The following is a 23823-nucleotide window of genomic DNA, read 5'->3' as shown; positions in this document are numbered from 1 at the left end:
CACCGCTGATCAGTCCAGAAGCGAGGCCGCCGAGAACCTCCGCTGCGTGCCAGTGGCGGTGAACCTCGGCGGCTGCCGGGGCGGCCACGTCCCTGTCTGTCGTTCGAACAGCGCCTTCGACGGACCCGAGGCGCCGGATCCCGCGACCCGAGCCAGCGCGAACCCGGCACGGCGGTAATAGTTGTGGAGCGCGGTGTTGGTGGTCCACGCGTCGAGGCGGACCCACGGCCGATGTTCATGGTCTGCCAGGTGCGCCGCGTGCGCGAGCAGGTGATCACCGACCCGCAGACCCGCGAACCGCAGATCGACGATCATGAAATGCACGATCACCGACTCGGCCAGCTCCCACGCCGACCACAAACCCGGATCCGCCCGATGATTGACCGTGATCGTCCCGGCCGACTCACCGTTCATCTCCGCGATCCACGTCTCACCCCGATCCAGCGCCCGCCCGACCGCCCCGGCGAAGATCTCGATCGGCCGCCCGCGCCCCGCCACCGTCCACTGATCCGACCCGCGTGCGGTCAGCCACGACGTGCGCTGCACGCGCAGGCGGCAGATCAGCGGCAGGTCGCCCAGGGTGGCCGGGCGCAGGCGCACCGTCATGGCAGCGCGACGGCCAACCGAGGAGCGATGCCGAGGGTGCGGGCGATGATGTCGGTGCCCGTGGTGTCGCCGAGCTGGTAGGCCAGCTGGTTGCGGCCTGCCAGGGAGCGGTGTCGGGTGGCACGGGTGACGCGTTCGTGGTTGGCGCCGATGCGCAGGTGGTCGAGCAGGACGGTGCCGGTGGCGACGCCGAGCACCGCCGCTTCCTCGGCGGTGGCGGCGCGGGCCAGCACGGTGTCGCGGTGGGCGGTCTCGCCGTAGCCGCGGTCGGCCAGGCGGCGGGTGGTGCCCTCGGGGATGTCGTGTGGGGAATCGATGCCCGCGGCTTCGGCGAGGTCGCGGGGGTAGAAACTCACCTCCCACGACCACGGTTCGTTGTCGAGGTACTGCACCACCGTGCGGGCCAGCACCCAGGAGTCGGCGGCAACGCCGAGCCAGCGCGCGACTTCGGTGTTCGCGGGTTCCATCCTGGTGCTGAATTGCTTGGACGGTTCCCGGTTGGCCGCGCGCGCGATCTCCTCGAAGATGTCGTGTGAGGACTGGGGCCGATCGCGACGGATGTGGTCGGTGACCACCGACTCCAGGACTTCCTGGTTTCGCACGATGGTGCCGCGGGAAGTCGCTGTGTAGACCAGATTTTCAGCGACCAGCACCTGAATCGCATTGCGTGAGGTGGTGATCGAGACCTGCATCTGATCGGCGAGCTCGGAGTGGCTGGGTAGCCGGTCGCCCGGTTTCCATGTGCCCGCGCGGATCTCCTCACGGAGGAGGTTCGCGATCCGGAGATAGGTCGGACCGTCCGCCATCATGCTCCTCGGTAGGTCGTGCAGGTAACGAAGTGTACTCGTATCGGTTACCTACGGCCGAGTAATGCTTGACAGAAAGCTTGCGAGGTTTATTGTAATGAACGTCCTGATCCGGTGCTCTGCGGCGATGACGGCGAGGCAACGTGGCTGGTTCGGAGAGTTCAACAGTTGTAATGGCTTTCCCTGACACAGTGCGGAGTGTCGATACCGCCGGGCTCCCGGCAGCTACCGGTCCGTTACCCCTCTCCGACATTCTCGTCCGGGCGTGTCGCGGACATCGGGTGGTCGGTGGACCGCTGTTGTGGTTCGCGCGCGATCTGGCCGTGCTGCACGAGAAACGCATCGTCGGGCGCGGCGGCCGGGTCGACACCGATCCGGCGGTCCTGCGCGAAATCGACTGTCGGCGTAGTGAACTGGTGCTGGCGATCGACGACTGGGTCCTGCGGGCCATCCCGCAGCACCGCCTCGGCGCGACGCTGCACACGGAGACCGTCGGCGCGGTCATCGACCGGATGGCCGAGGCTTCTGTGCGAGCGCACCACGCCCTGATGACGCGGGCAGCCAACGACGAGATGCTGCACTGCGCGTGGCACCACCTGGCCGAACTGGCCGACGCCTACGACGATCTGGTGCGTGACGTACTGGCCGGGCGCAGGCGGCTGCCCGAGTGGTGAGCCGGCGCGTCGACCGCACCACGCCCGCGGTGTGGCCGCGGGCGTGCGGGTCAGCCGAGTCGGTGGTGGTGGACGCTGAACTCGTCGGCCACCGTCGCCGCCAGTTCCACGTACGCGCGCTTGGTGGTCTTGTGCAGTCGGTGCAGGTCGATTTCGGCGCCCTCGGAGAGGTGCTCGTCGAAGGGGATGATGTGGACGGCGCGGCAGCGGGAGAGGAAGTACTGGCGTAGCTGCTGGACGCCGACATTGGGAGAGCCCTCACGCGGCAGGTTGATGACGACGACGGCGTTGCGGACCAGGTGGTCGTGGCCGTGCAGCGACAGCCAGTCCAGGGTCGCGGCGGCGCTGCGGGCGCCGTCGATGGCGGCCGAGGAGATCAGCACGAGCGAGTGGGCGAGGTCGAGGACGCCGCTCATCGCCGAGTGCATCAAGCCGGTGCCGCAGTCGGTGAGGATGATGTTGTAGAAGCGCTGCAGGATGCGGGCTACGGCCCGGTATTCCTCATCGTTGAACGCTTCCGACGCGGCCGGATCACGCTCGCTGGCAAGGACTTCCAGGCGGCTCGAGCCCTGGGAGGTGTGCCTGCGGACGTCGGAGTAGCGCTGGATCGCCGGGTCGAGCAGCAGGTCGCGCACGGTCGAGCGGGTCTGGATGGCCACGCGCTGTGACAGGGTGCCGAAGTCGGGGTTGGCGTCGACGGCGATGACTCGATCGCCGCGGATCGAGGCGAAGATCGAGCCGAGGCCGGTGGTGGTGGTCGTCTTGCCGACACCACCCTTCAGCGAGAGCACCGCGATGCGGTAGTCGCCGCGCACAGGTTGGCGAATGCGCGCAACGAGTTCCTGCAGACGCAGTTCCTCCGCGGACATACCGGGGTTGATCGCACCGCCGGACACGTGGTGCACGGCCTTGCGCCAACCGCTGCCAGGGGCCTTCTTCGCGCGCTTGACCGGGACGTCGTCGAGCGAGGGCTGGTAGCCCTGTGGCTGTGCGCCCCAACCTGGTTGGCCATAGGGCGGTTGCTGGCTCTGCTGGTAGTTGCCCGGCTGCTGGTACTGCTGCGGGGCCGCGTTGGGCTGCTGGTACTGCTGCGCCGGGGTGCCGTCGGGCTGGTACTGGGGGCCGTTGGGCTGGTTGTACTGCTGGGCAGGCGTGCCGTCGGGGTGGAACTGCTGGGCCGGGCCGTTGGGCTGCTGCTGGTACGGCGCGGGTGTGCCGTCGGGCTGGTACGGCGGTGCCGGGAACTGCTGCTGCGCGCCCTGATTCGGCTGTTGATACTGCTGTGCGGGAGCCACTTCGGGTCGATACTGCGGTGTCGCACCGTCGGGTCGCTGGGCGACGCCGTCGGGTCCGTACGTGGGCAGACCATCGGGCTGCTGGTGCTGGGCCGGGGTGCCGTCGGGACGGGGATACGGCGACGCGGCGTCGGCCGCTTGCACGAATTCACCCGAGCGATAACCGGTTTGGGCACCGCTCTGCCGGTTCGGCTGCCCGTGCTCGGCACTCGGCACACGATTCTGCAGCCGGGGATCATCGGACCGGATGACCTCGGTCCGCCCATCCGGCGCATGCGTCGGCACGGCAGGCGTGGGATCGCCGGGCACGGAGTTGTATTGCGTCGGAGGATAAGTCGTGGGCAGCGCGTTCTCGCCCGTCGCGTACGGCGACCGCTGCTCGGTTCCCGTCGGCCGTTGCGGAGCCACGGACTCGCCGGAGCTGTAAGGCGACCCGTGCTGTGGTGCGGATTCGCCTGCGGGGTACGGGGATCGGGCATCCGAATGCCCGGCGTCCGAGGAGGGTTCGGGCGTCGAGGTCGGCGGTGTCTGCGGTGTCTGCGCTGCGTGTTGCTGCGGTGCGGTTTCCGGCTGTGGTGGTTCGACCACGCTCGGTTGCGCGGCGCTGTCGGCGGCGACAGTGGTGTTCGCGGGTGCTTGCTCGTCGGGCATCGACCATCCGGCCGTGTGACGCGCACCGGTCGTCTGCGATTCAGGCGACTCCGCGGGGGAAGTCGGTGTTGTCGCCGTGGATGATTCGGACACTTCTGTGGCCGGGCGAGGCGGTGTGGCCTGCTCGGCCTCGCTGCGCGCGGAGGTCGACTGTGTGGTGGGTTGCCCGCCTTCTTCACCAGGCGTCGCCGGTGGGGAGGTCACGGGGCCTGCCTGCGCCACTTCCCGGTCAGCGGTGACCGGCCGCGATTCGGCGGCGGTCGGCGGGACGGTCAGGCGTGGTGGGGCCTGGGTCGGCCGTGCGGGTGGGTCGGGCAGGGGAGGGGGCGGGGGGAGATCGGGCCGCTGGTTCGGTCCCAGCGGGGTGAAGCCGGTCGACGGTGGTGCCGGCGTGCGCGTCGGGAGTGCGTTCGCGGCGTGATCCGCCGCCTCGGTGGTCGGTGCGGCTGTTTCCGGGCCCGCGTGAGCATGCCCGCTGGTGGGTGACGGCGCGGGCGGGATCGGCGGGGGCGCGGCGGCGGAAGTCGGCGCGGGATCCGCCGTCGGCTGACCCGTCTGCCATGGGGCCGGACTGATCGTCGACGCCTGGCCGACGGCCCACGGTGCCGGATCCGCTGCCGACGGACCAGGGGCGGACGACGGACCATGTGCGTCCGGCCGCGGCGCTGGATCGATCGATGACGGCGGTGCGCTGGTCGGCGCGGTCAGACGGTCCGGGGCGGGCTGTCGGCCGACGCTCGGCTGCTCGGGCACAGCCTGCTGGTCGGGCTGCTGGTACTGCCCCGCCTGCTGATACGGGGTCGGCTGCTGGAACGGGGCCTGACCCTGGGGCGGCTGTTGCTCGCCGGGATAGCCGGACTGCTGGTGTGGCGGCTGGTCGTAGGTGGGCTGCTGGTGCGACGGGCCGGGGATCAGTGGGTTCGCGGGCGGCTGAGCGGACCAGCTGGACTGATGGGTCGGCTCGGCCGGGCGTCGCTGGTCGACAGGCTCGGCTGGGCGCGAGGAGTGCTGCTGGGCGGGGGCTTCTTCCTCGGACTCGCGGTCCTTACGGCGGCGCCTGCCCTTGTCCTTGCGCGGCGCATCGTCGCCGCGGCTCATGAAGCGGCGGCGTTTGGGTGCCTCGTCGATCTCGTCGTCCTGGGGCAGGTTCTCGACCGGAGCCTCGTACCCGACCTGCGTGACGTCGCTCTCCGACAGCCACGGCGGCAGCATGGGGAGGCTGTCGTTGTTGCGGCTCACCGGCACGCCTCGCTCACCAGGGTCCCCCGATCTGATCGACCCACTTCTCCGACGTCGGTGAGTTTACGCGACAACCCCAACGCGGTGGTGGCCGCCTCGTAGCTCCGGATCGGCCCGTTGATAGCTCAGCGCGAGGCCCGGTCGAGGTGTACGGTTCGGGGCACTTTTGCCTCTGGCCGCCCGGCCCGGTAAGCTTGAGCGGCGGTGCACCTATGCGCCGACTGTTCGCATGCATGCCGACCGTTCGTTGTCGGCCCTTGCGAGTGAGCAGCACGAGGTAATCCAAACTCAGGTTGAGCGTAACCGGGATCGCGGAGGATATGGCGAAGAAAGACGGGGCCATCGAGGTCGAGGGTCGAGTTGTCGAGCCGCTGCCCAATGCGATGTTCCGGATCGAGCTCGAGAACGGTCACAAGGTTCTCGCGCACATCAGCGGAAAGATGCGGCAGCACTACATTCGTATCCTTCCGGAAGACCGCGTGGTCGTCGAGCTGTCGCCGTACGACCTCTCACGCGGCCGGATTGTCTACCGCTACAAGTGATGCCTGACGGCGTCGCGAGCCCTACCGGCGCGCGGCGTCGCACAGTGTCCCGGCAACGGGACGCACACCAGACTTCCCCAGTCTTCTGGCTGGGGAAAAACTGTGTTCACACCACCTGTGTGGACCAATAGAAGATTGGACTGACGTGAAGGTTAATCCGAGCGTCAAGAAGATCTGCGAGAAGTGCAAGGTGATCCGCCGTCACGGTCGGGTCATGGTGATCTGCGACAACCTGCGCCACAAGCAGCGTCAGGGCTGATTCAGCCTCACCACCGGGCACCGATCGTCTGATCGGACTGACCGAAAGAAGCACTCCCAGTTCCAGCGCGTACGTACGTGTGCGCGCCATCCACCGGCACGGAGGCCGGTGCCCCCACCACTGTGGAAGACGGGGGGACGGACGGGGAGCAGACCTCCGCAACCATTAAGGAACCTGCCACATGGCACGTCTGATGGGCGTTGATCTCCCGCGCGAAAAGCGCATGGAGATCGCGCTGACCTACATTTTCGGAATCGGGCGCACCCGCGCCGCCCAGATCCTGGCCGAGACGGGCGTCAGCCCGGACCTGCGCTCCAAGGATCTCAGCGACGACGACCTGTCGAAGCTCCGCGACTTCATCGAAGGCACGGACTACAAGGTCGAAGGTGACCTGCGCCGCGAGGTTCAGGCCGATATTCGTCGCAAGATCGAGATCGGCTGCTACCAGGGCATCCGCCACCGTCGTGGCCTGCCCGTTCGTGGTCAGCGCACCAAGACCAACGCGCGTACGCGCAAGGGTCCGAAGAAGACCGTCGCCGGCAAGAAGAAGTAGGGATAGCGTATGCCTCCGAAGAGCCGGGCCGCTGGCCCGAAGAAGACTCAGAAGTCGCGTCGCCGGGATAAGAAGAACATCCCGCACGGCCACGCGCACATCAAGAGCACGTTCAACAACACCATCGTCTCGATCACCGACCCCGAGGGCAATGTCATCTCGTGGGCGTCGTCGGGTCACGTCGGTTTCAAGGGTTCGCGTAAGAGCACCCCGTTCGCCGCGCAGCTCGCTGCCGAGAACGCTGCCCGCAAGGCGCAGGAGAACGGCGTCAAGAAGGTCGACGTGTTCGTGAAGGGCCCGGGTTCGGGCCGCGAGACCGCGATCCGTTCGCTGCAGGCTGCAGGCCTGGAAGTGGGCTCGATCTCCGATGTCACTCCGCAGCCGCACAACGGCTGCCGTCCGCCCAAGCGGCGTCGCGTCTAATAGCGGGAAAGGAAAAAGCTCAAAATGGCACGTTATACAGGCCCCATCACCCGCAAGTCGCGTCGTCTGCGCGTCGACCTCGTCGGAGGCGACCAGGCGTTCGAGCGTCGTCCTTACCCGCCCGGCCAGCACGGCCGTGCGCGGATCAAGGAATCCGAGTACCTCATGCAGCTGCAGGAGAAGCAGAAGGCTCGCTTCTCGTACGGCGTCATGGAGAAGCAGTTCCGTCGTTACTACGAAGAGGCCAACCGCCTCAAGGGTAAGACCGGCGACAACCTGCTCCGTCTGCTCGAGGCTCGTCTGGACAACGTCGTGTACCGCGCCGGTCTGGCTCGTACCCGTCGTCAGGCCCGTCAGCTGGTCAGCCACGGTCACTTCATCGTCAACGGCGTGAACGTGAACGTCCCCAGCTTCCAGGTCTCCCAGTACGACATCATCGATGTCAAGGAGAAGTCGCTCCCGACGCTGCCGTTCCAGGTGGCTCGCGAGACCGTCGGCGACCGTCCGGTCCCCGGTTGGCTGCAGGTCGTCCCCGGCCGCCTGCGCATCCTGGTGCACCAGCTGCCCGAGCGCGCGCAGATCGATGTGCCGCTGCAGGAACAGCTCATCGTCGAGTACTACTCGAAGTAAGCGCTTTTGGTGGGGGCTGCTCACACAGCGGCCCCCGCAATCACTGACGAGGCATCAAATAGCGGATGCCCTGAACAGGAAGTAGATCCTCATGCTGATTTCCCAGCGTCCGACACTGACCGAAGAGGTTGTGGCGGAGAACCGCTCGAAGTTCACCATCGAACCCCTCGAGCCGGGCTTCGGTTACACCCTCGGCAACTCGCTGCGTCGTACCCTGCTGTCTTCCATCCCGGGGGCCGCGGTCACGAGCATCCGCATCGACGGCGTCCTGCACGAGTTCACCACCGTTCCCGGCGTGAAGGAAGATGTCACCGACATCATCCTGAACCTCAAGGGTCTGGTCGTGTCCTCCGAAGAGGACGAGCCGGTCACCATGTACGTGCGTAAGCAGGGCCCGGGCACCGTCACCGCCGGTGACATCGTCCCGCCCGCCGGCGTCATCGTGCACAACCCGGACATGCACATCGCCACCCTGAACGACAAGGGCAAGCTCGAGATCGAGCTCGTCGTCGAGCGGGGTCGCGGTTACGTGCCCGCCGTGCAGAACAAGGCGACCGGCGCGGAAATCGGCCGGATCCCGGTGGATTCGATCTACTCCCCGGTGCTCAAGGTGACCTACAAGGTCGAGGCCACCCGTGTCGAGCAGCGCACCGACTTCGACCGTCTCATCCTCGACGTGGAGACCAAGAACTCCATCACGGCCCGGGACGCGCTCGCTTCGGCGGGTAAGACCCTGGTCGAGCTCTTCGGCCTGGCCCGTGAGCTCAACGTCGAAGCCGAGGGCATCGAGATCGGCCCCAGCCCGGCCGAGGCAGATCACATCGCCTCGTTCGGTCTGCCGATCGAGGACCTGGACCTCACCGTCCGGTCCTACAACTGCCTCAAGCGCGAGGGTGTGCACACGGTGGGCGAGCTCGTTGCCCGCACCGAGTCGGACCTGCTCGACATCCGTAACTTCGGCCAGAAGTCCATCGACGAGGTGAAGGTCAAGCTGCACACGCTCGGCCTCTCGCTCAAGGACAGCCCGGCGTCGTTCGACCCGTCCTCCGTGGTGGGTTACGACGCGAGCACCGGAACGTGGAGCGACAGCGGCACGTTCAGTGATACCGACGGCGGCGAGCAGGACTACGCCGAAACCGAACAGCTTTAATACGCCCAGGAGAAACCCACAATGCCCAAGCCCAAGAAGGGCCGCCGGTTCGGCGGCTCGGCGTCGCACCAGAAGGCGATTTTCGCCAACCTGGCCACGGCGCTTTTCGAGCACGGTCGGATCACGACCACCGAGGCCAAGGCCAAGGCGGTGCGTCCCTACGCCGAGAAGATCATCACCAAGGCGAAGGCCGGCAGCCTTGCCGACCGTCGTGAGGTCATGAAGGACATCCGCAACAAGGACGTCGTCCACGTCCTGTTCGCCGACATCGGCCCCTCGTTCGAGGGTCGCGAGGGTGGCTACACGCGTATCACCAAGGCGCTGCCGCGCAAGGGTGACAACGCGCCGATGGCCATCATCGAGCTCGTCCGCGAGAAGACCGTGACCAACGAGGCCGATCGGGCCCGTCGTGTCGCCGCTTCGCAGAAGACCGAAGAGGCTCCGGCCGCTGAGGTCGTCGACGAGACCGTCGCCGACGAGACCGTGGCTGATGCCCCGGCCGCCGACGAGGCCACCGAGGACAAGAAGGACGCCTGATTCTCAGGAGTTCTGCCGAGCCCGTCACCCTTCGTGGGTGGCGGGCTCGGTTCTTTTCCGTGCGCGAAATCAGGAGGATGGCATGACTCGGGTGCGGCTCGGGATCAGTTACGACGGCACCGATTTCACCGGCTGGGCACGCCAGCCGGGGTTGCGCACGGTGCAGGGTGTGCTCGAGGAGTCGCTGTCGAAGGTGCTGCGTGAGCCGCTGCAGCTGACGGTCGCCGGGCGCACCGACGCGGGCGTGCACGCCGAGGGGCAGGTCGCGCACTTCGACACGGAGTCCGAATTCGACGCCGACAAGTTGCTGTACCGCATGGCCAAGTTCCTGCCCAAGGACGTGCGGATCACCGAAATCCGCACCGCTCCCGCCGAATTCGACGCCCGCTTCTCCGCGATGCGCCGCCACTACGCCTACCGGCTCACCACCGCCCCCTACGGCGCGCAACCGTTGCAGGCGCGCGGTGTGGTGCCGTGCAAGCCCGGCGTCGACCTCGATGCCATGCGCGCCGCTTCACGAAACCTGTTGGGCCTGCACAACTTCGCCGCGTTCTGCCGCCGACGCGAGGGCGCCACCACCATCCGCGAACTCCAGCGTTTCGATTGGGAACGCGACGGCGACCTGCTCACCGCCTACGTGAGCGCCGACGCCTTCTGCTGGTCGATGGTCCGCAGCCTCGTCGGCGCCGTCCTCGCGGTCGGTGAAGGTCGCCGCACCCCTGAATGGACCAAAACCCTTCTCGCCGAAACCGAACGATCCAGCTCGGTCACAGTCGCCCCTGCTCACGGCCTGAGCCTCATCGCCGTCGACTACCCCGCCGACGCCGAGCTCGCCGCGCGCAACATCCAAACCCGGGAAACCAGAACGGTTCCGGTACCCGATGAAGGTTGCTGTGGCGACTGATCCCTGTGTCGTGTCCCCGAATTTGTGACACTCGACAATTCGAATGGCGATTTTATATCGTTTCGACGTGATGTCGACAGCCTGAGAATTGCGCAACTTCCTTGTGGCACTGCCCGATTGCGGTAGGCCCGTGCACGTTGGCAGTGTGTTTTTCGGTGACGATGCTAGGTTTCTCTCGAGTGTTGGTACGGCGATAGAAATAGGTGCGGACTATGGAAGCCTCCCCGGCCTCATTCGATGAACGGGAAGCGGTCGTATCAGATGCCTGCGTCCCGATAGTCGCGGTGGAATAGCGGAATCCGACGATGACAGCATTCGAGGGTTTTCCCGAGATCTGCTCGACCGCGCAGATCGCGGCGTCGGATGCGTTCGAGCACTGGGAACAGTTGGTCACCCGCGCGCTCACCGAAGTGTCGATCTCACCCACCGTGCCGCGCCCGTTCGAGGGTCGAATCAGATCGGCTGACTTCGGAGATATCGCCGTTGGCACTGTGGTTGCCGACGGCCACGAATTGCGACGGACGCGACGGCATATTGCCAGAGCCGACGATTTTCATGTCATCGGTAGCGTGGTACTCGCCGGCCGCGCTCAGGTGGAGCACGCGGGAAATCGCGTCGAGCTGACGCCGGGCGCGATGATCTTCTACGACACCGCACAGCCGATTCGGTGGCGCTCCGAGGGCATGATCGAGGATCTCACCATTCGCGTGCCCCGCCAGCAGGTCGTCGACTATCTGGGGGTTCGTGCCGACGTCCTGCCTGCGGGGATGGTGATCGGAGACAGCGGCGTCGGGCCGATGCTGGCCAGGTTCTTCCGGCAGGTCGCCGAGTTGCACCGCGTCGATCCGGAATCCGCGGCAGTGCTCGCGAGTAGCGGGATCGACCTTCTCGGCGCCGCGGCCACGATCGCGTCGGGTGGGCAACCTGGCAGGGCCCAGATCGAGGCTGTGAACGGGCAGCAGGTGCTGGACTATCTGCGCGCCAACTTCACCGACCCCGGCTTGACAATCGAGCGGATCGCGGACGCGTGCGGGGTATCGCGGCGCACGCTCTACCGGGTGGTCGCGGAATTCGAGGGCGGGCTCGGGGGAGTACTGCGCGGAATGCGCTTGGAGCGTGCACAGGTGTTGCTGGCGGCGCCCGATTTCCATTCGGTAGCGGCAGTGGCGACGGCGTCGGGATTCGCCACTGAGCGACAGTTCTACCGCGCGTTCCGGACGGCGACGGGCATGACACCGCGTGAATACCGAGTAGTAGCTCGTTCCAGCACCCATTTCTGAGGTTCCGAACGGCCATGCGGCGCATGGTGATGTGTCTCACATGGGGGTTTCACTATGAAAGACTCGTCATGGATATTCGCTGGAATCGGCAGTGCTAGACGCCTTTTCGATGTCGGCGAATCATCCCATTCGGAAACATTAGATGGAAACTGAACGGTTGATCTGGCAGGCTCGGCGCTGGGCGAGCCCGATGACCGTGCGACGCCAGGTGTTTGCTGTTCGATTCGGATAGGAAGCGAGGTGCTGCCATGCAGTTCGCGCAGTCCCATGCCGGGGTTAGCGAATCGTTCGCCGAATGGGAGTCGCTGCTCTCGGAGAGTTATGTCCCGCTGCTGGTCGACCCGACCGGTGAGGACGCCTTCCACGGCCGGATCGAGCGCAGCAGCCAGCCAGGCTTCGAACTGTCGACGGTCAGCGCGAGCGCCCAGCGGATTCGCCGCACCCGGCGCGGAATCGCGAAGACCGATGGCGAATTCCTCTTGGTCTCCATTCTGACCGAAGGCTCCGGGCTGCTCTACCAAGACGATCGAGTTGCGTTGGTGCGCCCCGGCGAGATGGTCTTCTACGACACCTCGCGTCCGTATCACTGGGATCTGCGCGGTTCGTGGGCGCAGGTCGTCGTACAGACACCGCTCGAGGTCCTGCGCCGACAACTGGGTTCCGATTGTTTCCCGTTGCCGACCGCGGTGACGGTCAGCGCCGACAGTGCGGGCGGGGTGGTCGCCGGCTTCTTTCGCGATTTGGCCCGCATTCAGCAGAGCGCCCCTGGTCACGCGGCCGTGCTGGCCGACAACGGGGTCAAACTGCTCGCGTCCGCGGTCCGACTGGCCTCGGGGGAAATCCCGTCGGGTGAGCCGGCGCAGGCATTGACCCGCGAGCAGGTACTCGCCTTCATGCGGGCCCGGTGCGCCGACCCGAGCCTGACGATCGATGACATCGCGCGTGCCTGTCTGGTGTCGCGCCGAACGCTGTATCGGCTGTTCGGTGATGTGGAAGACGGGCTGAGTGCCGTGCTGCGGCGCATGCGGGTGGAATGCGCGCGCACACTGCTGGTTCGCCACCCCAATCGGGCGACGGCGACCGTCGCGATCGCGTCCGGTTTCGCCTCCGAACGCCACTTCTTCCGTGCCTTCCGGTTGGAGACGGGGATGACTCCCGGCGAATTTCGCATGATCGCATCGAGTTCGTTGTCCGTCTGATCAACCGTATTACCGCATGTCCGACAGCGACTGAATTCGATCTGCCCACACCGAAAGAATGGTCGACACTTCGGTGTCCTCGGCATGGCTCATTTACGGCTACGATGGCTTCCGTTCGACCGAGTGCATCGACAGCAATCAAAGAATTGGCACGGAGGGTCAGTCGACTGGCACGGGATGACAGTTTGTGCGGCGCCATTCTGCGAGAGGGTGAATTGAACACTCTTCACTGGGTTGAGCGACAAGGGGGCACGATGAGTCGGATACGTGTGGCAGCGGTGCAAGCCGAGCCGAAGTGGTTGAATTTGTCCGCCGGAGTCGAACAAACAATCGAATGCATCGAGATGGCTGAACGCGGCGGTGCGCAACTAATCGCTTTCCCGGAGACCTTCCTGCCCGGATTCCCGTGGTGGATGTGGCTCAATTCGGTGGATTGGGGTGAGGAATTCCTGGCCAGGTACCTGGCCAACGCGGTGACCGCCGACGGCCCTGAACTGCGCGCCATCGCGTACGCGGCCCGCCGCACCGGCGTTCACGTCTCGATCGGCTTCGCCGAGCGGGACGGACGCGAGGTCTTCATGTCCCAGGCCCTGATCGATGCCGACGGCATTATCGCCGTCGCTCGCAAGGCCGAACCGACCGGACTCGAACGCACTGTCTTCAGCGGCTCTCCAGGCGGGAGACCACTGGTCCGTGACACTGTGCACGGCCGGATCGGGGTGCTCGGCGGAGCCGATCATCTTCGTGCCGACCTGCGCGGACAGCTGCACGATCAGCGCGAACAGATCCACGTCTCGGCGTGGTCGGGCTTCACCGTGTACTACGGCGAGGGCAAGGAATGGGGGCCCGATCTCAATACGGCTGCCAGCGTCCGCTACGCGATGGATGGGTCCACCTACGTCATCGCGCCCGTCGCGGTCGTGCCCGTGGCCGGCTGGGAGGTCGTCGACGCGCGCACACCCGAGCGGCGTCTGCTCCGCGGCGGTGGCGGGGTCTCGCGGATCTTCGGACCCGGTGGGCTCGAACTCGCCGCGCCGCTGGCCGAAGGGGAGGAGGGACTGCTCTACGCCGAGTTGGATCTCAGTCGTAGTTTGCGCACGGCCACAGCGGCTGTGCCGCGCGCTGAGCGCTCGCAGCCTCTCCGGGTGTCGAGCGGTCGGATCATTCGGCGTGAGCCGGTGCGGGTCCAGCCTGCGCGGGCATAGATACCTGCCTGGCCGGTGCTCAACGCAATGGCACCGACACATCGGCGCCCGCCTCACGGGTCAGCCGCTTGTTCACCTTGGCCAGGGTGGGCGTCGGGACGAATCCGCCCGCCAGCAACGCCTCACCCTGTCGGAACCAGGGCGCCTGGGCCAGCAAATCGCTCGGCGCGTAGCCGAAGTAGGTGCCGAGCTCGGCGAGGTCGGCCGGTGACGTCATCTTCATCAGGGCGAGGTTGTCGCACTGGGAGATGATGCCGGGGTGCACCTTCGACGGGCGTTGCGTCGAGAGCAGGAGCCACAGACCGAATTTACGGCCCTCGGCGGCGATCTGGATCAATCGTTCGCGCACCGCGACGGCTACCGGCGAATCGAGCCCGGGTGAGGCGAGGTTGTGCGCCTCGTCGATCACCAGCAGGACCGGACGCCGTTCCTCGCGCCGTGCCCACAGATCGTCCAGCACCGACAGGGCTACGACGAGTTGCTGTGCGGGCGTGGAGAATCCGCCGAGATCGAGGACCGCCACATCAGGACGTTCGGCGACGATGTCGGTGACCGCCCGATCGGTTCCGGCCCACACCTCCCAGTCGAGCAACCCCAGATTCTCCACGCGCATCGCGAGGCGGCGGCGAGCCGGGGTGTCGACGGCGCGCAGGCGGACCAGAACCTCGTGGAGCTCGCCGACCAGCATTGCCGACAGATGGATCAGCTCGTTGAACTCTTCCCGATCCGCCACCGGATCCAGCTGCAGCACAGCCGCTTTCGAGGTCAGCGTCATGTCGATGAACCTCGCACGCAGGCGACCGGGCGGGTCGCCCTTCGGTCGGAGCACGCGGATATCGCGTTCGCGCAAAGCGTCGGCGGTCGGGCCGGTGGCGCCGGGAACCACCTCGCCGATCCGCACGAAATCGGAGTTCGGATCGAAGACGACGATCGGTAGCGCGGTATGGGCGATCAGCTGTTCGAGGACGACGCCGAGCGCGTAGGTCTTGCCCGAGCCGCTCTGGCCGCACCAGAAGGTGTGTCGGTTGAAGCGGGTCGGGAGCAGACGGGCCGGACCGCCGGGCGCCGACAGGCTCACCCCCACCCCCAGTTCGGCGCCGGTGGTGTGGTGGAGCGCGGCGACGGTGTCGCGATCGGCCGCGCTGACCGCACCGCCGTCGAAGGCATGACTTGCCCTGGTGTCGACACCGTCGTCGGTGAGCTCGCCGATCAATCGGCCGCGCAGCCCGATGGGCGCTGTCGCCGTCCGTTCCTCGACCAGCGCGAGCTGCCTACGCCCCCCGCAACTGACCACGATCAGGGATCCGGCGGGAAAGGGGCTGGCCGCGGCGTTGTCGACGATGAACGAGCGGCCGTCTTCCGATCGCGCGGACACGACGGCGGAATCGACAGACATGGACGTGTCCTCCCGGTGGCGAATCGACGAGCATCCTGCTGGCAACACTCAGTAGAACACGTCAACGGGGTCGATCAGGACCTGACCAGCCGGGCGATCGCGTCGGTGGCCTCTTTGATCTTGGCTTCGGCCTCGGGCCCACCGGCAACCGCCGCATCGACGACGCAGTGCGAGATGTGGTCCTCCAGCAGCCCCATCGCAACCGCCTGCAGCGCCTTGGTCATGGCGGAGACCTGGGTGAGGATGTCGATGCAGTACTTTTCCTCTTCGACCATCCGCTGCAGTCCGCGCGATTGGCCCTCGATGCGGCGCAGTCGCTTGAGGTAGTCGTCCTTGGCGGTGATGTAGCCGTGGCCTGCGTGGCCCGCGTGTTCGTCGCCGGTCGCGGTGTCGGGGGTGGGTGATGTCACCGAAGGTCTCCTCGCCTGCCTGGTAGCTCGCGTGGCGAACTAATACCCCCCTAGGGTACAGTTTCGCGGTGCGATTGTCAGATGACAGTCCCCGGTGCTGCGCGCGGTCGGCCCGGACGGAAGAATCGACGCCATGAGTTCGCTTCCCCGGCCCGCACTCGCCGTTATCGGCGGCAGCGGTTTCTATGACTTCTTCGACAACGACGCGACGCACGTCGAGGTCGACACACCGTATGGCGCGCCGAGTGCGCCGGTCGCGATCGGGGAGGTCGAAGGCCGTGCCGTCGCCTTCCTGCCGCGCCACGGCAAGCAGCACGAGTTCGCGCCGCACACTCTGCCCTATCAGGCGAATATGTGGGCGCTGCGTTCGCTCGGGGTGCGCCGGGTGTTCGCGCCGTGCGCGGTCGGCAGTCTGCGCGCCGATTGGGGTCCCGGCACCGTGGCGGTGCCGGATCAGCTCGTCGACCGGACCTCGGGTCGTCCGCAGACCTACTTCGACGGCGGCGGTGTGCATGTCTCCTTCGCCGATCCCTACTGCGACGACCTGCGCGCCGCCACGGTGAAGTCGGCGGGTGAGCTTCGGGTCGAGGATCGCGGCACGATGGTCGTCGTCCAGGGCCCGCGCTTCTCCACCCGCGCCGAGAGCCGCTGGTTCGCCGGGCAGGGGTGGGATCTGGTCAACATGACCGGACACCCCGAAGCCGTCCTCGCCCGCGAACTCGAGATGTGCTACGCCGCAGTCGCTCTCGTCACCGACTTGGACGCCGGTCTTGAGGAGGGCCACGGAGTGCACGCGGTCGACGTGTTCGCCGAGTTCAAGAAGAATCTCGGACCGTTCAAGGAGCTCCTGCGTCGCGCGGTCACCGCGGTCGACAGCACCGACGCCTGTGAGCGCTGCCGCGTGCACGTCGGGGTTTCGCTGCCCTTCGAGCTGCCCTGATCATCCCGGCGGCGCGGTGACCTGCAACTGAGCGAGGATGAAGGCAGGCGCCGCGCCGCCGCTCGGCAGCGGTGACACCTCGACGTCGACGGTGAACCAGCCACCCGCCTCGGCGGCCAGCCGCAATCCGCTCAGTCCGGCGCGCGTGGCACCGCCCAGCACCTCGGCGCGCAGCGCGGCGATTCTCGGGCGGTCGTCGGGATGCGGGACGGTCCGCTCGTCGACCCCGCGCCATGTCAGCCCCGGCACCGGCTCGGTGACCCACCGCACCGCCCGAACCTGCGCGGTGTCGAGGATGACCAGGTACAGGCCGGGCCGGGATTCACGCAGCAACTCGAGCGTCGAGGCCTCGAACGACTTGCGTTGCGGGGCAATGCTGTCGGTGACATCGACGGTGACCCCACGCCACGCGAACCGCCGCTGTTCGTCGCCGCCGTTGCGTGCGGCTACCAACAGCGAACGCGGCCCGATCTTCGAATGCACGGTGGCGACTCCCGACCATCGGCTCCGAGGTTCCGAACGGTGCAGCGCGGCAACGAATTCCAGGGCGCGATCGAATCGCTCGATCCGCTCGAACGGCTCGGCGCCGCTGTATTCGACCGGCGTCGAACCGAAGTGGGGTCCGAGACCGGGATGGGTGCGCACGACGCGCGCTTGTGCGTCGACCTGGAACGGAGCGACACGCAGTTCCTCCGCCGGGACGTCGGGCCCGACCCACACCTTCACCGCGTGCGTTTCCGCATCGGGCGACCGCACCGGCACAGCGCGAAACCGCAACTCCGACCACGGATTGCGCGACTTCGGCAGGACCTCCTCCACCGGCGCACCCGTCTCGTGCGCGGCCGCGATCAACGGCTGCAGCCGAGCGGGAATCGCCCGGTGATACGACGCCCAGTCGCGCGGCGTGGTTCCCGCGGTCAGCATCGACCAGGTCTGTGGTGTCCCCAGCGTCTCCACCAACTGCCAACGTCCGATAATCACGTGCGACCCCCTGCGCCCCATGAACGAAACCGACAGCTCTATCGTGCACGAGTCGACCAGCGGCTTCGGGACCGGGGCATTGCGTGTCGATAAGCTCGGCGCCATGAACGCACCGCTGCGGTTGGAGATCATCGTCGCCAGTACCCGCCCCGAGCGATTCGCTCCCGTGGTGGCCGGCTGGCTGGTCACCGCGCTGGGCGAGCGGCCGGAATTCGAGGTGGGGGTGCTCGATCTGCGTGATCTGGCACTACCCGTCGACCTCACCGAAACGCCGGAGGTCGAGGCGTTTCGGGCCAGGTTGGCCGCGGCGGACGCGTTCGTCGCCGTCACCTCCGAGTACAACCACGGCTATCCGGCCTCGCTGAAAACCGCGCTCGACAGCGCCAAGCACGAGTGGCGGGCCAAGCCGATCGGGTTCGTGTCCTACGGCGGCCTGTCGGGCGGGTTGCGCGCGGTCGAGCAGTTGCGTCAGGTGGTCGCGGAACTGCACATGGTCTCGGTGCGCGAATCGGTGAGCTTCGCCCAGGCCAAGCGCCGCTTCGACAAGACCGGCATGACCGACGACGATGCCGCGATCGACGCGTGCGACCGCATGCTGAACCAATTGAACTGGTGGGGAACCACGTTGCGGGCGGCCCGGACTGTCGAACCCTATCCGGGCTGACCGGTCAGGCGCTGGCCATCGCGCGCTGACCGCGTGGCTGGCCGATGTAGGTCGACTCGCGGGGGATCGACACCAGTGTGAGGTTCACCCTGGTCGTTCCCGTGCGAAGAACCACGCGATTGCCGATCGCGCCCGGCTGGAAGATCTCCAGGTCGGGGCGCGACGCGGGCCAGCCGTTCGGATCGCCGGTGAGGTAGATCGTGGTGACACCGGCGTGCGGGGCGGGCGCGAGCCCACCGTCGACGACCGTCGCGGTGAAACCCGCGTCGGACTGGTGTGTTTCGACGGCGATGGTCAGCCGCTCCGGATTACCGACGGTGGTCACCAGTTGCTCCCAGGCCTGCGCGCGATCGGTGCGCACCAGCACCCGCTCGCCGACGGCCAACGCGCGGAACACCAACTGCTGGGCCAGATACAACTCGCCCGCCACGTACACGGTGGAGATGCCGACGCCGACGATCCTGGTGGCGACGCCGTTGCCCTCGTCATCGGAACCGAGCAGTTGCCCGCAGCCCGACGACGGAAGATGCAGCGCGCCGATGATGTCGATCGGGTACTCGATGGTCGGGATCGTGTCGTCCACACCGGGAACCGCGATCGGCAGGTGGGCCAGCAGCGCGTCGCGATGACGGCCGCTCATCGACACCATGCCCTTGGACTTGGTCTTCTCCGGAAGTTCGCGCGCGGTCAATCGCCATGCGGCGCCGACGCTGACGGATTCGGCATTGCTACCGGGACGCAGCCGTACGGCGACGGTGGTGCCCCGCGACGGGGCGACCCACAGCTGCGCGAGCAGATCCGAACCCAACTGCTTGGGATCCACCGCACTGCCGATATTCACCGCGTTGCCGATCTCGGCGTACTTCCACCGCTGACTCAGCGTGCGCGGGTCAAGACCTGCGGTGATCTGCTGCACGGCCTTGCGGATCTCCGGCGCGGTGAGGATGCGCGCGTTGCAATCGGCGTCTTCGAGCGTGCGCATGATCCGCTGGGTGGCGATGGTGACCGAGCGGGAAGCGCCATCGGTGCCGCCACCGCGACGAGCCGTCGCATCGGGGCAGGCCACCGCGTCGAAACTGATGGCGAGCCACACCGTGCGGTGCGCGGTCGCGGGCAGCGGGCCGAGCAGCGATTCGTAGATCGCGCCCGCGGGCGTACCCGACCGGCTGCGGTGGCCGTGGCTGATGATGTCGATCCCGCTGAGCAGGATGTCGTGCTGGTTGAGGCACGCGGCCAATTCGGGCAGCGGCAACAGGTGTGAGGCGTGCACGGCAGTGCGGGCGATCCTGGTGAGCCCGCCGCGCGGCGGCAGCACCTCGACGACGGTGACCACGCGACTGCCGTCCCAGTACAGCCCGAGCGAGCGGCCGTCGGTGTCACGGAAGTCGACGGTGTCGCCGAGCGTGTACTCGCGCTTGCCGGAATACCGGCGGATGGTCGAGATCCAGTCGAGGACGGTGCGTTTGCCGATCGGGATCAGCGGCACCAGTGCCACCACGATGGCGATGCCGAGTGCCGCCAGCGGATCGAGCCCGCAGATCAGCGCGACAACCCCCGCGGTCAGGCCGAGGACCTGCGCAATGAGTAGGTGCGGCAGCGAAATCCGACCGAACAGCGGGCGCGGTCCCGCCCCGGTGAACTCAGCCATTCGTTTCTCCCCCAGGTACCCGATTGTCGATCGACCGATGGCCGAATGCGAACAACTGCTGCCGGGAACTGTACTGTGTTGCCCGGACGAGAGCACTGTTCGGGGGAGGAACCATGCCTTCAAAACCCACAACGCGCTGGCAGGTCAGCGGATACCGCTTCCTGGTGCGGAGGATGGAGCACGCCCTGGTGCGCCGGGATGTGCGAATGCTGCACGACCCGATGCGCGCGCAGACCCGTGCCTACGTGGTCGGACTGGTGCTCGGCATCGTGGTTCTCGCAGGTTGTGGTGTGCTCGCACTGCTGCGCCCGCAGGACAAGATCGGCGACAGCAAGATCCTGATCGCCAAGGAATCCGGCGGCGTCTACGTGGTGGTCGACAATGTCGTGCATCCCGCGCTGAACCTGGCCTCGGCTCGCTTGGCGGCCGGTGAGGCGTCCAAAGCGGCGATCGTCAAGGAATCCGAGCTCGGCAAGAAGCCGCGCGGTCAGCTGATCGGCATTCCGGGCGCCCCGTCGTCGATCCTCTACGACAAGGGCGGCAAGGGTCGCACATGGACGGTGTGCGATCAGCTCAAGTCCGACGGCACAGCGGATCTGACCACGTCGGTGCTGGCCGGTGACCCGAGTCTGGGCGCGAAGGCGTCGAAGGTGGACGGGGGCAAGGCCATGCTCGTGAAGGGCAAGGACGCTACCTACCTGGTCTACGACGGCAAGCGTGCCCGCGTGAAGATGGACGATCCGGCTGTCACCCACGCGCTCGGCATCACCGGCGTGACTCCGCGTCCCATCAGCGAGGGCCTGCTCAACGCGATTCCCGAAGTGCTGCCGCTGATCACCCCGACGATCGCCAACCCGGGTGGCACACCGGCTTACAACGTGAGCGGCCACAAGATCGCTGACGTTGTCCAGGTCTTCAACGAGCCCAACCAGAACTACGTGGTGCTCCAGGACGGACTGCAGGAGATCTCGGCGCTGACCGCCCAGATCATCCGCAACTTCTATCCGACAATGATGAACGGCACGACCATTCAGTCGACCGACCGGACCTACGCGACCATCGTGCGGTCGTTGAAGGTGCAGGACTACCCGAGTGACCGGCCGACGCTGATCGCCGCCAAGGACCAGCCCATCAGCTGCATGTCGTGGAAGCCGATCGCGGGCGCCACCGACAACACCGACGCGACCGCTCGCGCCGAACTGACCTTGCTCACCGGCATCGATCTGCCGATCCCGGACAAGGCGAAGATGGTCGATCTCGCGCAGGCCGACGGCGCGGGCCCCAACGCGGACACGGTCTTCATCCCGCCCGCCTCTGGCGCCTATGTGCAGTCCACCGGCATCGAACCGAACAGCCGCCGCAAGGACAGCCTGTTCTACATCGCCGACACCGGCGTCCGTTTCGGCATCAAGAACGCCGACGCGGTCAAGGCGCTCGGCCTCGAGCAGGTCACCGCCGAACCGGCGCCGTGGCCGATCGTCGGACTGCTCGCGGGTGGGCCGACCATGGGCCGGGAAGAGGCGATGGTCGCGCACGACGGTGTCGCGCCGGATCCCTCGCCCGCCAAAAAGCCTGTCGCCGCGGTGAATTAGTCGGGCGGAGTCGTCGGCCTTCCGGAATCGGAACGGAGTTCGGCGACCTCGATCCGTAAGGCTTTGACCTCGACGACCAGTTCGCTGAGCATGCTCTCCGCGCGGTCGGCGGCGTCGTCGACGGTCTTGAGTTGTTCGACGACCCAGCTGGTCATGGTGCCGATGGCGAAGGAGATCAGGCCGATGCCCAACGTCATCAGGATCAGGGAGACGAAACGGCCTTCGGTGGTCACCGGATAGACGTCGCCGAAGCCGACCGTCGTCACCGTGACCGCCGACCACCACAGCGCGTCGCCGAAAGACTCGATCTTGCTGTCGGGGGCGCCGTATTCGGCGTCGAAGAAGGCCAGGCTCGTCAGCAGCAGGATGAGTACGGAACTGGTGGCGACGAAGGTCACCAGGCGGGTGCGCGGGTGCGTCGCGCGGTTGAGGGCGTCGAGCAGCAGCAGCGAAGCCCGCAGCAGGCGCAGCGGACGAAACGGCGGCACGAGCACGACCAGCAGGTCGAGTGGATGCTTGCGCACGAAGCGCAGCCGGTCGCCCGACAGCCGCAACCTGACCACGAAATCGATGAAGAACACCGCCCAGATCGCGATATCCGCCAGCACGAGGCTGGTATCGAGCCGGGGTGACACCTCGGTGTCGAGCACCCGCCACGCATACATGATGACGAATACCACCGCGAGCACCATCAACGGCAGATTGGTCGCGCGCTCCCACTGCTGTCGGCGGGTGAGTGGACGTTCGGTCGTTGACGGATTCATGCGGCTACCTGGGTCGACGGGCTCTGGCCCGCCGACCGTACCCTGCTCTCTGGTCGGGCAGGTCAGAGATCGTCGACCGACATCCCGAACTTACGGCGGATCGGGAACGACGCCAGCACACCGAGGACCAGGATGAGGCCGATGGCGCCGGAACCGATCAGGGCCACATTGCGCGCGGTGTTGTCCGCGGGCGGCGGCGGTGCCGGCACCGGCAGCTGCAGACTGCGCGCCGGGCTCGCCTGCTTCGGCGGAAGTTCTCTCGGCACCTCGTTGGTCAACGCCGCGACGGGATCGACTGCGCCGTAACCGATGTACGGATTCCAGCCCTCAGCCGGTGCGTGGGCCGTGGCCTGCAACCGCTCGATGACCTGTTTGGCGGTGAGATCGGGGAACCTGTCGCGCACCAGCGCGGCGACACCGGCGACATAGGGCGAGGCGAAACTCGTTCCGCTGTAAGCCATGTACTTGCCCTGGTTGTCGTACTTGCCGTCGGAGATGCCCGAGGACCTGGCATCGAGAGACGTAATGCCTTCTCCCGGTGCGGCAATGCCGACCCACGGACCGGGCACGGTGAACGATGACGGTGCGCCGTTGGCGCCGATAGAGCCGACCGAGAGCACGTACTCGTCGTACCAGGCGGGATTGACGTAGGTGCGGATCGTGCTCCATAGATCCTGCGCGGGCTTGAGCGGGTCGGGCCCGGGATTGCCTGACTTGCAAGCGTTGTCGGAGTTACCCGCCGAGCTGACGATCACCACGTCCTTCTCCAGCGCCGCGTACCGCACGGCCGCGCCGAGCGCGCCGAATGCCGCTTCGTTGGCCGGGGAACCGCTGTTGCAGGCCACGAGAGAAATATTGATCACGCGGGCGCCGAAGTCGGCTGCCCGCCGGATCGCGCTCGCGAGCGAGGAGACCTTGCCGTATCCCTCGGGGAAGTCGTCGGGTCCCTTGTTCCGCCCGGCGCCCTCGGACTGGTAGAGCGAGCTGGTCTGGCGAATGCTGAGGATGCGGGCCTCGGGCGCGACACCGGAGAAGCCCTGGTTGTCGATCTTGGTCGCGCCGATGATGCCGGCGACGACGGTGCCGTGCACGTCGCAGTCCTCGGTGCCGTTGCCGCCGGCGGCCACGTAGTCGCCGCCTGCCCACAAATCGGGCAGGCGGGGGTGCGGCTCTACGCCGGTGTCGATCACCGCGACGAGTTGTCCTGCGCCACGCGAGAATTCCCACGCCCGTTCCAGATCGAGAGAGCGCTGGCTGGGAGGGATCACCGCCAGCGAGGTGCTCGCCTGGGTGCGGAAGCACAGTCCGTTGGTGCCGCTGCCGCGCTCGGTCTTGTCCGGCGGCGCGGCGGGATCACCCGCGGGCAACATCCCGGGATCGATCGCGGGCGGCCGATCAGCGAAAGCCGTTCCGCTCACACCGAATCCGGCATTCAGCCCGACGACAAGTGCAACGGCCGTCAGTCGAAAGCCGAG

General features: G+C 66.9%; 24 protein-coding genes. 15 read left to right on the top strand and 9 right to left on the bottom strand.

Features of this window, described 5'->3' with window-relative positions:
* Positions 1-9 precede the first annotated feature (9 nt).
* Together ASD42_RS18530 and ASD42_RS18525 are read right to left on the bottom strand one after the other, a co-directional pair.
* Positions 10-606 carry a GNAT family N-acetyltransferase gene (locus ASD42_RS18530; RefSeq protein WP_056818305.1) on the bottom strand — a complete coding sequence of 199 codons (597 nt, stop codon included), beginning with the start codon at positions 604-606 and terminating at the stop codon, positions 10-12.
* Positions 603-1412, bottom strand: coding sequence for a GntR family transcriptional regulator (locus ASD42_RS18525; protein WP_235569680.1), 810 nt, complete (start codon positions 1410-1412; stop codon positions 603-605). The genes ASD42_RS18530 and ASD42_RS18525 overlap by 4 nt, the downstream gene beginning before the upstream one ends.
* Positions 1413-1603: 191 nt before the next feature.
* Here ASD42_RS18525 and ASD42_RS18520 point away from each other — a divergent pair, with 191 nt between their 5' ends.
* Positions 1604-2086 carry a DUF4254 domain-containing protein gene (locus ASD42_RS18520; protein ID WP_235569678.1) on the top strand — a complete coding sequence of 161 codons (483 nt, stop codon included), beginning with the start codon at positions 1604-1606 and terminating at the stop codon, positions 2084-2086.
* Positions 2087-2136: 50 nt separating this feature from the next.
* On the opposite strand, the gene ASD42_RS35335 is transcribed toward ASD42_RS18520, so the two are convergent.
* On the bottom strand, positions 2137-5271 hold the full coding sequence (locus ASD42_RS35335) for a MinD/ParA family ATP-binding protein (RefSeq protein WP_235569677.1): 3135 nt from the start codon (positions 5269-5271) through the stop codon (positions 2137-2139).
* 320 nt (positions 5272-5591) lie between these two features.
* Here ASD42_RS35335 and infA point away from each other — a divergent pair, with 320 nt between their 5' ends.
* The 11 genes from infA (at position 5592) to ASD42_RS18460 (ending at position 13953) form a co-directional block, all read left to right on the top strand.
* Positions 5592-5813, top strand: a complete 222-nt coding sequence (infA, locus tag ASD42_RS18510) for a translation initiation factor IF-1 (RefSeq protein ID WP_003418601.1) — start codon at positions 5592-5594, stop codon at positions 5811-5813.
* A gap of 145 nt (positions 5814-5958) precedes the next feature.
* Complete coding sequence (gene rpmJ / locus ASD42_RS18505; protein ID WP_056818299.1) at positions 5959-6072, top strand: 50S ribosomal protein L36; 114 nt, start codon at positions 5959-5961, stop codon at positions 6070-6072.
* Between the two features lie 181 nt (positions 6073-6253).
* Complete coding sequence (gene rpsM, locus ASD42_RS18500; RefSeq protein ID WP_056818296.1) at positions 6254-6625, top strand: 30S ribosomal protein S13; 372 nt, start codon at positions 6254-6256, stop codon at positions 6623-6625.
* Positions 6626-6634: 9 nt separating this feature from the next.
* Positions 6635-7048, top strand: coding sequence for a 30S ribosomal protein S11 (gene rpsK / locus ASD42_RS18495; protein ID WP_019045110.1), 414 nt, complete (start codon positions 6635-6637; stop codon positions 7046-7048).
* A gap of 24 nt (positions 7049-7072) precedes the next feature.
* Positions 7073-7678 carry a 30S ribosomal protein S4 gene (gene rpsD / locus ASD42_RS18490; RefSeq protein ID WP_056818294.1) on the top strand — a complete coding sequence of 202 codons (606 nt, stop codon included), beginning with the start codon at positions 7073-7075 and terminating at the stop codon, positions 7676-7678.
* Between the two features lie 91 nt (positions 7679-7769).
* Positions 7770-8828 (top strand): DNA-directed RNA polymerase subunit alpha, encoded by a 1059-nt coding sequence (locus ASD42_RS18485; RefSeq protein WP_056818293.1) that lies wholly within the window; start codon positions 7770-7772, stop codon positions 8826-8828.
* 21 nt (positions 8829-8849) lie between these two features.
* The gene (gene rplQ, locus ASD42_RS18480) at positions 8850-9365 is read left to right on the top strand and encodes a 50S ribosomal protein L17 (protein WP_056818291.1); all 516 of its coding nucleotides are present in this window, start codon (positions 8850-8852) and stop codon (positions 9363-9365) included.
* An 82-nt stretch (positions 9366-9447) separates the two neighbouring features.
* Entirely contained in the window at positions 9448-10269 is an 822-nt protein-coding gene (gene truA, locus ASD42_RS18475; RefSeq protein ID WP_063057019.1) for a tRNA pseudouridine(38-40) synthase TruA, read from the top strand.
* A 305-nt stretch (positions 10270-10574) separates the two neighbouring features.
* Positions 10575-11549: a helix-turn-helix domain-containing protein gene (locus ASD42_RS18470; RefSeq protein WP_056818289.1), complete on the top strand. Its 975-nt coding sequence runs from the start codon at positions 10575-10577 to the stop codon at positions 11547-11549.
* 248 nt (positions 11550-11797) lie between these two features.
* Positions 11798-12748: a helix-turn-helix domain-containing protein gene (locus ASD42_RS18465; RefSeq protein WP_056818287.1), complete on the top strand. Its 951-nt coding sequence runs from the start codon at positions 11798-11800 to the stop codon at positions 12746-12748.
* 254 nt (positions 12749-13002) lie between these two features.
* Positions 13003-13953 carry a nitrilase-related carbon-nitrogen hydrolase gene (locus ASD42_RS18460; RefSeq protein WP_056818285.1) on the top strand — a complete coding sequence of 317 codons (951 nt, stop codon included), beginning with the start codon at positions 13003-13005 and terminating at the stop codon, positions 13951-13953.
* Positions 13954-13972: 19 nt separating this feature from the next.
* Here the strand turns inward: ASD42_RS18460 and ASD42_RS18455 are convergent, their stop codons facing one another.
* Together ASD42_RS18455 and ASD42_RS18450 are read right to left on the bottom strand one after the other, a co-directional pair.
* Positions 13973-15349, bottom strand: coding sequence for an ATP-binding protein (locus ASD42_RS18455; protein WP_084787193.1), 1377 nt, complete (start codon positions 15347-15349; stop codon positions 13973-13975).
* A 74-nt stretch (positions 15350-15423) separates the two neighbouring features.
* A complete protein-coding gene (locus tag ASD42_RS18450; protein WP_056818283.1) occupies positions 15424-15759 on the bottom strand; it encodes a metal-sensitive transcriptional regulator in 336 nt (111 codons plus the stop codon).
* Between the two features lie 133 nt (positions 15760-15892).
* Here ASD42_RS18450 and ASD42_RS18445 point away from each other — a divergent pair, with 133 nt between their 5' ends.
* Positions 15893-16699, top strand: a complete 807-nt coding sequence (locus ASD42_RS18445) for an S-methyl-5'-thioadenosine phosphorylase (RefSeq protein ID WP_056818282.1) — start codon at positions 15893-15895, stop codon at positions 16697-16699.
* Here the strand turns inward: ASD42_RS18445 and ASD42_RS18440 are convergent, their stop codons facing one another.
* On the bottom strand, positions 16700-17680 hold the full coding sequence (locus ASD42_RS18440) for a GAF domain-containing protein (RefSeq protein ID WP_056818280.1): 981 nt from the start codon (positions 17678-17680) through the stop codon (positions 16700-16702). It lies immediately after the preceding gene.
* A 103-nt stretch (positions 17681-17783) separates the two neighbouring features.
* Here ASD42_RS18440 and ASD42_RS18435 point away from each other — a divergent pair, with 103 nt between their 5' ends.
* Positions 17784-18344, top strand: coding sequence for an NADPH-dependent FMN reductase (locus tag ASD42_RS18435; RefSeq protein ID WP_056819242.1), 561 nt, complete (start codon positions 17784-17786; stop codon positions 18342-18344).
* 4 nt (positions 18345-18348) lie between these two features.
* Here ASD42_RS18435 and eccE read toward each other — a convergent pair whose 3' ends face one another.
* Positions 18349-19992 carry a type VII secretion protein EccE gene (gene eccE, locus ASD42_RS18430; RefSeq protein WP_056818278.1) on the bottom strand — a complete coding sequence of 548 codons (1644 nt, stop codon included), beginning with the start codon at positions 19990-19992 and terminating at the stop codon, positions 18349-18351.
* Positions 19993-20105: 113 nt separating this feature from the next.
* Between eccE and eccB the strand changes: the two genes are divergently transcribed.
* Positions 20106-21584, top strand: a complete 1479-nt coding sequence (eccB, locus tag ASD42_RS18425; RefSeq protein WP_056818276.1) for a type VII secretion protein EccB — start codon at positions 20106-20108, stop codon at positions 21582-21584.
* Here eccB and ASD42_RS18420 read toward each other — a convergent pair.
* Positions 21581-22348 (bottom strand): potassium channel family protein, encoded by a 768-nt coding sequence (locus ASD42_RS18420; protein ID WP_056818274.1) that lies wholly within the window; start codon positions 22346-22348, stop codon positions 21581-21583. The genes eccB and ASD42_RS18420 overlap by 4 nt on opposite strands.
* Positions 22349-22410: 62 nt before the next feature.
* On the bottom strand, positions 22411-23766 hold the full coding sequence (mycP, locus tag ASD42_RS18415) for a type VII secretion-associated serine protease mycosin (protein ID WP_235569675.1): 1356 nt from the start codon (positions 23764-23766) through the stop codon (positions 22411-22413).
* Between the last annotated feature and the right edge of the window lie 57 nt (positions 23767-23823).

Origin of the sequence: Nocardia sp. Root136 (genome assembly GCF_001427185.1) — a bacterium.
Classification (GTDB): domain Bacteria; phylum Actinomycetota; class Actinomycetes; order Mycobacteriales; family Mycobacteriaceae; genus Nocardia; species Nocardia salmonicida.
Note: the sequence above shows the minus strand (reverse complement) of the source record. Positions and strands in the feature narration are given on the sequence as shown.